The organism is Streptomyces sp. NRRL F-5123, assembly GCF_000721495.1.
Taxonomy (GTDB): Bacteria; Actinomycetota; Actinomycetes; order Streptomycetales; family Streptomycetaceae; genus Actinacidiphila.
On sequence record NZ_JOHY01000107.1, the window covers coordinates 1 to 8,682 of the forward strand.

General features: G+C 69.8%; 3 protein-coding genes. All 3 read right to left on the minus strand.

What is annotated here, in order from left to right:
* Positions 1 to 2,428 (minus strand): non-ribosomal peptide synthetase (locus IH54_RS0137895; RefSeq protein WP_031525904.1); only part of this gene is annotated, 2,428 nt, incomplete at its 3' end.
* Entirely contained in the window at positions 2,418 to 4,799 is a 2,382-nt protein-coding gene (locus IH54_RS0137900; protein ID WP_159012354.1) for a type I polyketide synthase, read from the minus strand. The genes IH54_RS0137895 and IH54_RS0137900, both read right to left, overlap by 11 nt.
* Positions 4,789 to 8,679 (minus strand): non-ribosomal peptide synthetase, encoded by a 3,891-nt coding sequence (locus tag IH54_RS0137905; RefSeq protein WP_052398337.1) that lies wholly within the window; start codon positions 8,677 to 8,679, stop codon positions 4,789 to 4,791. Before IH54_RS0137905 ends, IH54_RS0137900 begins: the two co-directional genes overlap by 11 nt.
* Positions 8,680 to 8,682 lie beyond the last annotated feature (3 nt).

Consider the following 8,682-nt stretch of genomic DNA (forward strand, 5'->3'; position numbering starts at 1 on the left):
GCTCGCCCACCGCACCGGCGGGTACCGGCTCCAGATCCGGGCCCAGCACATACGCCCGCGTATTCCCGATCGGCCGCCCGATCGGCACCGAGACAGCAGACACCGGCAGGTCCCGAGGTATTTCGTGGCAGCAGGCGAAGGTCGTGCTCTCAGTGGGGCCGTAGCCATTCGTGATCACCGTGTCCGGCAGGAGATCGAGTGCCCGCCGTACATGAGTGACCGACAGGGCCTCGCCGCCGACCACCAGGTGTCGCAGGGACGGCCAAGGCTCTGATCGCACATCGAGGAGTGTGTTGAACAGGGCCGAGGTCAGCCAGACCGTGTCCGCTTCCCGGTCCCGGATTGCGGCCAGCAGTTCGTCGGGGTCAGGGGCCGCCGCCGGGTACAGGACGCAGGCCGCACCGTGCAACAGCGCACCCCAGATCTCGAAGGTGGACGCGTCGAAGACGACCGGTGCGGCTGCCAGCACGCGCCGCTCTGGGCCGAGCTGCAGGTGGTCGAGGCCGAAAGCAAGTCCGATGACGTTGCGGTGACTGGCCATCGTGCCCTTCGGCTCGCCGGTGGAGCCGGAGGTGTAAAGGATGTACGCAAGGCTGTCCGCGTGTACCGGCACATCAGGGGCGTCCTCGGCCTGTACGGCTATGCCGGCCTCTTCCCGGTCGAGTTCGACGAGAGTGCGTCCAGCGGTCACGGTGTCGGGAAGCAGCCCGTGTCGAGTGACGACAAGGTCCGCACCCGAGTCGTCGAGCATGTGCAGGAGTCGTCGCGCCGGATGTGCGGGATCCAGCGGTACGTATGCGCCCCCCGCTTTGAGCACGGCCAGCATGCTGACGATCAGCTCGGGCCCTCGCGGAAGCGCGATGGCGACGGCGCGTTCCCGCGAGGCACCTCTGTCCAGAAGGTACGCGGCGAGCCGGTTGGCCGTGATGTCGAGTTCGGCATAGGTCAGGCTGCGGCCGGCGGTGACGATGGCGGGGGCCTGCGGGGTGCGCGCCGCGTGGCTGCTCACCAGGTGGTGCAGGGCCTGTCCGGTGGGTAGCGGACGGGCCGTGCGGTTCCAGGACTCGACGGCGTCCCGCCGCTGCGCGGCCGTCAGCATCGGCAGCCTGGCGACCTGCTCGGTGGGGTTCCTGGCCACGCCTTCCAGCAGCAGGCGGTACTGATCCAGCCACCGGCGGACGGTCGGCTCCCCGTGGACACCCGGTTGGTAGATCAGCTCCAGTAACACCTCCCGCCCGGTCTGGAGTGCCGTCACGGTGATGTCGAACGGCGTGCCCGGCAGGGCGTCCATCGGTACTGGGCGCACCGTGACGACCGGGCCGAAATCGGCGGTGACGTCCTCGCGTTCCATGTTGAAGACCGCGGTGACGGGCCCACGCCGTCCTTCGGTGGCCGCGAACTCGGTCCGCAGCCTGTAGAAGGGGAACCGGCTGTGCTCGTCGGCGCACAGGACGTCGTCGCGCACCGCGTCGAGGAACGAGTCGAACGTGGCGGACGGATCGTAGCGTGGCTCGCGCAGGCACAGGACGTTCGCGCGATGTGCCACCAGGGCGCGCTCCTCGGCGGTGGGCCGGTTGAGGTGCGAGCTCCCCACCACAAGGTCCTCGGCGCCTGTGATGCGCGCGACGAACACCCGGAACGCCGCCAGCAAGGTCATGTACAGCGTGGCGGAGCGGCGAGCACTGATCCGGCGCAGGTCCTGAACGAGTTCGGCAGCCAGTGGGAGCCGTATCCGAGCCGCACTGCCTTCACCGCCCGCCTCGCTGGAAGGAGCGGCGGAAGGATCGACCGGCATGCGGACGTGCGGGAAGCCGTCCGCGAAGCGCGCGAGCCAGTAGGCGCGGGCCTGGGCGAACTCCGGGGACTGTTCTTCCGCCGTGAGCTGCTCGCTGTGCCACCTGAGGCGTGGAGCAGGTTCCAGCGGGCTGTCGCGCCCGTCCCGCGCGGAGCGGTAGATGTGGCCCAGCTCTCCCAGAAGTACGTCCCCGGCCCAGCCGTCGGCCACGATGTGATGATGGCTGACGACAAGGTGGTGGGTGCGATCCGCAAGCCGCAGGATGTGCCACCGCACCAGCGGCCCGTTCGTCAAATCGAACGTACCGCAGCGCTCTGCGGCGTACCACGCGCGCACGGCGACTGCCTGCCTTTCGCTGCGGTAGTGCGAGAAATCCAGCAGAGGCACGTTGAGTTGCAGGTCGTCGTGGATGCGCACGTCGTCCGCAGTGGGAAACGTGGCGCGCAGCGATTCGTGTCGTTCCATGACTGCGTCGATCGCCGTGAGGAGGGCAGAAACGTGCAGCGGCCCTTCCAGTTCGACGGCCATCATGCAGGCGTATGCCGTGGAGTTGGGGCCTCGCAGCGCGTCATCGATCCAGACCGCCCGTTGCTGGTCCGTTGCTGGGACGATCTGCGCCCGGTCAGTGCGCATGGGGATGCCTGCTCTCATCGGAGTCCTGGATTGCGGACAGGTCGGCGAGTTGTCGGCGCATGCCGTCGAGTTGACCCAGCAGTACCTGCCGCATGCTGGTGGCGGTGGGCTTCGGGTCGAGCCAGTGGCGGTCACGGACGAACGGATAGCCGGGCAGCGGGACACGGCGCGGTCGCTCGCCGCCACGGGTCTCGTCGGCCTGCGGCACCGCAGCGCCCTGGGTCCACAAAAACCCCAGGGCTGTGTACAGGTCTCCGCGGGTCTGTTCCGCGCTCCTGTCCCGCAGTGGAACCACGACGTCGGCTGCCCGGCCGTCCGGGGCAGGCCCGCCCAGGGCCACCACGAGACCTCCCGGCCCCGCGGTCGGCAGGGAACCGGCACCCCGTGGCCCGGGTGCGGCCGGGACGCCATCGGCCACCGCACGGACCGCCCGCCTCAGGTCGGTTTCCCCGGCCAGGTATGCGGCGGCCCAGGCGCCGGCGCCGGTCCCAGTCGCCGTACCGAACCCGACAGACCATGCGGCGAGTTGCCGGGCCGCAGCCAACTGCGCGGCGAACAGCAGCAGCCGGCCGTCACCCAGGAGATCACATCCGGTTTCGTCCATGACGACGGTAGCGAGTCGGGCGTATTCCGGCGCGAAGGCTGGTGCCCAGTGCGCAACGGCAGTCAGCAGTTCCGGGACGACACGCGGCGCCTGCCGAGCGGGTGCGCCGCCGGACGCCCGATCTGGGTCGGCGAGGACGAGCGCCACCTGCCGGACCGAGTCCCGTGCGTGTCCCCGGGTCAGCAGACGCGCCCGCAGTCCTCGGGCGGCCTCTCCCGTATTGGACCAGACTCCGGCGGCGCGGTACGGCAGGAAGCGCCGGCCGACGCGCAGCGTGTGCGCGACATCCGTCAGAGCGGTCTCCGGGTGGCGGTGCAGGAAGTCGCCGAGCCGGTCAGCGATCTGGTCCAACACGTCCGGGGTTCGGGCCGACAGGAGCAGGACTTCGGCGGCGTCGTGCCGTACGGGGGACGCGTCGGCCCTGGGCGCTTCCTCGACGACGACGTGGGCGTTGGTTCCACCCATGCCGAACGAGCTGACCCCGGCTCGGCGGGGAGCCGCAGCCGAACGCGGCCAGGGAGTGGCCGACGTCACGACGTAGAACGGTGAACTGGCGAAGTCGATCGCGGGGTTGGGTGTGCGGTGATGGAGGGTCGGCGGGATGAGTTCGTGTTCCAGGGCCAGGACGGTCTTGATGAGTCCTCCCACCCCCGACGCCGCGTCGGCGTGGCCGATGTTGGTCTTCACCGAGCCGAGCCCGCACCAGCCGGGCGGATCGTCGGCGGAGTCGAAGGCGGCTGTGAGCGCGGTCACCTCGATCACGTCGCCGAGCGGGGTACCGGTGCCATGGGCCTCGACGTAGGAGACGGTCCTTGGGGCGACGCCTGCGATGTCGAGCGCCTCACGGACAACCGCGGCCTGTCCTTCGACGCCGGGCGCGGTGTAACTCACGCGGGCGGCACCGTCGTTGTTGACAGCCGATCCGAGGATGACGGCCCGCACCGGGTCGTTGTCGCGGAGTGCGGCTGCGAGCGGTTTGAGCAGGACGACTCCGCACCCGCCGCCGGGCACTGACCCGCTCGCATCCTTGTCGAATGCGCGGCAGTGGCCGTCTGCGGACTTGATGCCCTGCTCGGCGAGGTAGCCGGTCTCCTGCGGAATGCGCAGAGACACGCCGCCGGCGAGCGCCATGTCGCATTCACCGCCCAGCAGACTCTGCGCCGCCAGGTGCGTGGCCACCAGCGAGGTCGAGCAGGCGCTCTGCACGCCGACGGCTGGCCCTCGCAGGTCCAGGTGGTAGGCGACCGAGGTGGCGCAGAAATCCTTGTCGTTGCCGAGTTCGACCCGCCTGGCCGGAATCCGGTCGCCTGACCCGGCCCAGTCCTGGATGACCCGGAGGTAGGCGCTGGTCGCCTGCCCGGCGAAGATGCCGATGGTCCCGGGGTAGCGCAGGGTGTCGTAGCCCGCCGTCTCCAGGGCCTCCCAGCAGCATTCGAGCAGGATCCGCTGCTGGGGATCGAGGAGTGCGGCGTCACGCGCGCTGAGGCCGAAGAGCGCGGCGTCGAATCGGTCGATGTCCGGGACGACGCCCCCGGCAGGGACGGTGCGGGCGTCGGCTCCCGGCGCCGGAGCGAAGCGGGAGATCGATTCCACGCCTGCGCGCAGGCCGGACCAGAATTCCTCGGCGTCCCGCGCTCCTGGGTAGCGGCATGCCAGTCCGATCACGGCGATCCGGCCGTCGATCTCCTCGTCGGTACGAGGTGGTCCGGTGCTGTTCGCGGCGTTGTGTATCGCGTCTGGCGCCATGGGCGGGTGCTCAACTGCCATCGTCATCGGCTCCTGTCCTGGGGTCCGTGGGTCGGCTGCGCCTGCCACGCGCAGCCCGGCGGGCGCTCGCGCGTTCGGAGCCCCGCGCCGACGCCCTTCCCGTGCCTTCTCCGGACTCCAGGAATCCCGCAAGGGATCGGATTGTCGGATGCTGGAACACGGCGGCGAGCGGAAGTTGGCCGAAGCTCGCCAGCAGTTCCCGGTGGACCCGCACTGCGAGCAGGGAGTTGCCACCCGCATCGAAGAAGTTCTCCTCGGTGCCCACGTCGTCCCGCTCCAGCACCCGCCGCCACACGTCGGCCAGAGCCTCTTCCCAACGTCCGCGCGGAGGCTCGGGCGCAGAGGAGGCTGCCGCGGTCCCACGGGCCCCGGCGAGTGCCGTCCGATCGACCTTTCCGTTACGGGTCAATGGGATAGCGCCGAGCCAGACGTACGCGGCAGGGACCGCGTGCTCGGGCAGCGTTTCACGCAGGAAGCCCCGCAGTTCGGCCGCGCTGGGTCGGTGTGCGCCGCCTCCGTGGACCAGGTACGCGGTGAGCCCTTGCGGGGCACGTACGGTGCCGGTGCCGACCGCTGCTTGACGCACCGCGGGATGGCGTTGCAGCGTTGTCTCGATCTCCGCTGGTTCGAGCCGGAAGCCCCGCACCTTGATCTGCTCGTCCCGCCGGCCGAGGAAGTCCAGCGTGCCGTCAGGGCGGTACCGGACGAGATCCCCGGTCCGGTAGAGGATGCCCCCCGCCGTACCGCTGACGGGGTCGGCCACGAACCTGGCGGCTGTCAGGCCGGGTTTGTCCAGGTAGCCACGGGCGACTCCCGGGCCGCCGATGTACAACTCGCCCGGCGCCCCTTGCGGGACGGGCTCCAGACGGCCGTCGAGAACGTACACCCGTGCACCGGCGATGGGTCTGCCGATAGGTACAGCCTCGCCCGGCGAAGGAAGCCCGGCCAGCGAGCAGCTATGGACGCAGACGCCGACGACGGTCTCCGTTGGGCCGTATTCGTTGTACACCTCGACCGGTGCCCCGGAGTCCCGCCAGGGTTCCAACACGTCAGCGGAGAAGCGCTCACCCCCCACCACGAGCGTCTCCGGCCAGCCGACCGGCTCGTCCGCGGCCCGCCCGGACAGCAGCATGTCCAGATAGGAGGGGCTGAGTTTGAGCATGCCGGGCGGTCGCGCTCGGCTGAGCAGGTCGGCGCCCGCCCGCGGGTCGTCGGTGAACGTTTCAAGGAGCTCGACGGTGCCGCCGCGGATGAGCGGCGTGAACAGTGACGTGACGGCCATGTCGTAGGCCACCGAGGTGGCCACCGGTGTCAGTCCGGACCCTGCACCGGAGTAGGCCGTACCGGCCCATCGAAGGTAGTTGGCAAGTCCGCCGTGTGTGACCGTGACTCCCTTGGGGCTGCCGGTCGACCCGGAGGTGTAGATGAGCGCGGCGAGGCTCGCCGGGTGCGGCTCCGGCAGCTCCCGCACTTGCCGTTGCAGGTCGCCCGCTTCCTCATCGGGTGCCTCGGCGTCCATGTCTGGGATGATGACAGGGACGGAGGACTCGGCGACCGCGTCGATCGTCGGCCCATTGGCCAGGACCGCGATCGCTCTCGCGCTGGAGAGCAGTCCGGCAGTCCGTGCCGGTGGATGCCGGGGGTCGAGCGGGAGATACGCTGCTCCGGATTTGAGAGTGCCGAGAAGCGCCACCAGTAGATCACCAGTGCGGGGCAGGCAGACGCCGACGACCGTCTCCGGTCCCGCACCGCGGGCGCGCAGCCGGAGGGCGAGGCGGTCGGCCCTATGGTTCAACTCTTGGTAGGACATGGCCTCCCGGCCCGAGACCACTGCGGTGCGGTGCGGAGTGCGGCCGACCTGCTCGGCGAACAGCCGTGGCACCAGCGGCCCGATGGGGCTCGGGGCGCCGACCGCCCAGTCATCGAGGAGCTGGCGGCGTTCGGCCGGGCTGAGGAGGGGGAGTGCCAGGACGTCGCGATCAGGGTCATCAAGGGCCGCTGTGATCAGGCGCGTGTAGGAGTCGGCCAGTCGTTCGGCGGTAGATTCTTCGAGAATGTCGAGGTTGTGGCGTAACTCTCCATAAAGTCCGCCGACGTCCTCCCACAGGGCGAGTTCCAGATCGAACTGGCTCATTCCGCTGTCCACCGTGAGCATGTCCGCCTGAAGGCCTGGCAACCGGGGTGGTGTCCGGCCATCGCGGTGGAGGTTGAAAGTGATCTGGACCAGCGGCGGGACGCTGGGGGAACGCTGCGCTCGCGTCTCCTCGACGATCTGTTCGAAGGGCACGTCCATGGCGGCCAGTGCGTCGAGCGTGGTTTCCCGGACCCGGCGGACGAGCCCCCGGAAGTCCAGCCGTTCCCCGATGTCCACGCGCAGAGGCAGAGTGTTGACGAAGGGGCCGATCAGGTGCTCCGCGTGGTACGGCCTGCTGACCGGCGAGGTGCCGATGACGAGGTCCCGCTCGCCGCTGTAGCGGGCGAGGAGCACGGCGAAAGCCGACAGCAGGACCATGAAGGGTGTCGCACCTTCCGCCCGGCCCAATTCCGCGGCTCGCCGCGAGACTTCCAGCGGGAGGCGGAACGGCACGTGTCCGCTGCGGTGGGACATCGCCGCGGGCCGGGGTTTGTCCAGGGGAAGTTCCAGGACCGCGGGCGCCCCAGCGAGAACCTCGCGCCAATACGCAAGGTGCGTCCGTCGCTCCTCGCTCCCTTGCTGCTGGCGTTCCTGAGCGGCTAATTCGGCGAACTGCGCGGGCAGTTCCGGCAACCGTGGCGACCGGCCGACGCTGACGGCCCGGTAGGCCTCGGACAACTCGTCGAACAGCACGCGCACGGACCATGCATCACCCACGGCGTGGTGCAGCACCAGCACCAGGATGTGATCGTCCTCGCGTATACGTAGCAGCGTCGCGGCGAACAGCACGGGCGATGAGGGGTCGAAGGGACATGCAGCCGCTTCCTGCAAGCACCGGGCCACCTCGGACGCCGGCTTTCCTGTGAGGTCCGTCTCGACGAGCGGGAGCGCCACCTGGTCGGCCACCAGTTGGACCAGACGGCCGTCGGCCTCGACGAAGCTGGTGCGCAGGATGTCATGCCGGGCGATGACGAGTGCAAGAGCCTGGCGCATCGCGTGCCGGTCGAGCGAGCCGCGCAGTCGCAGCGCCGTCGGCATGTTGAACAGAGCGGACTCGGGGTTCAACTGCTCCAGCAGCCAGACCCGCTCCTGTAAGGAGGACGCGGGCGGCACTCCCACGTCCTCGTTCAAGCGGACCGCCGGCTGATCGGGCGGCTGGACGCGACGCATATGGTCCAGGCGGGCGGCGAGCCTTTCGACCGTGGGGTCGGCGAACACGGCACGGACGGGCAGGCTCAGTCCCGTCAACTCCTCGATGCGGCTGAGCAGTCCGGCCGCCAGCAGAGAATCGCCGCCGGAAGCGAAGAAGTCGTCGGTGATCCCTATGCGGTCGGTGCCGAGTGTCTCCGTCCACAGAGTGTGCAGGGCCTTCTCGGTCGCGGTGTGCGGCGGATGGAGAGCCGCGCGTCCGAGAAGCGGGGGCTCCGGTAGGGCGGACCGGTCCACCTTGCCGCTGGATGTGAGGGGCAGGGCGTCGAGGATCACGAGATCTGCGGGGACCAGGGGAGCCGGCAGATGTGCGGACAGGTACGTGCGCAACCGGGTGACCAGGCCGTCGGGGTCCTCCGGCACCACGGCCGGGACGGTATAGGCGACGAGTCTCGGACGGCTGTGCGCTCCGTCGCGGACGGTCACGGCGGCGTTGTGGACGTCGGGGTGCTGGAGGAGGGTGTGCTCGATCTCGCCGGGCTCGATGCGGTGGCCCCGGATCTTGACCTGTTGGTCGGCACGCCCGTCAAAGCACAAGAC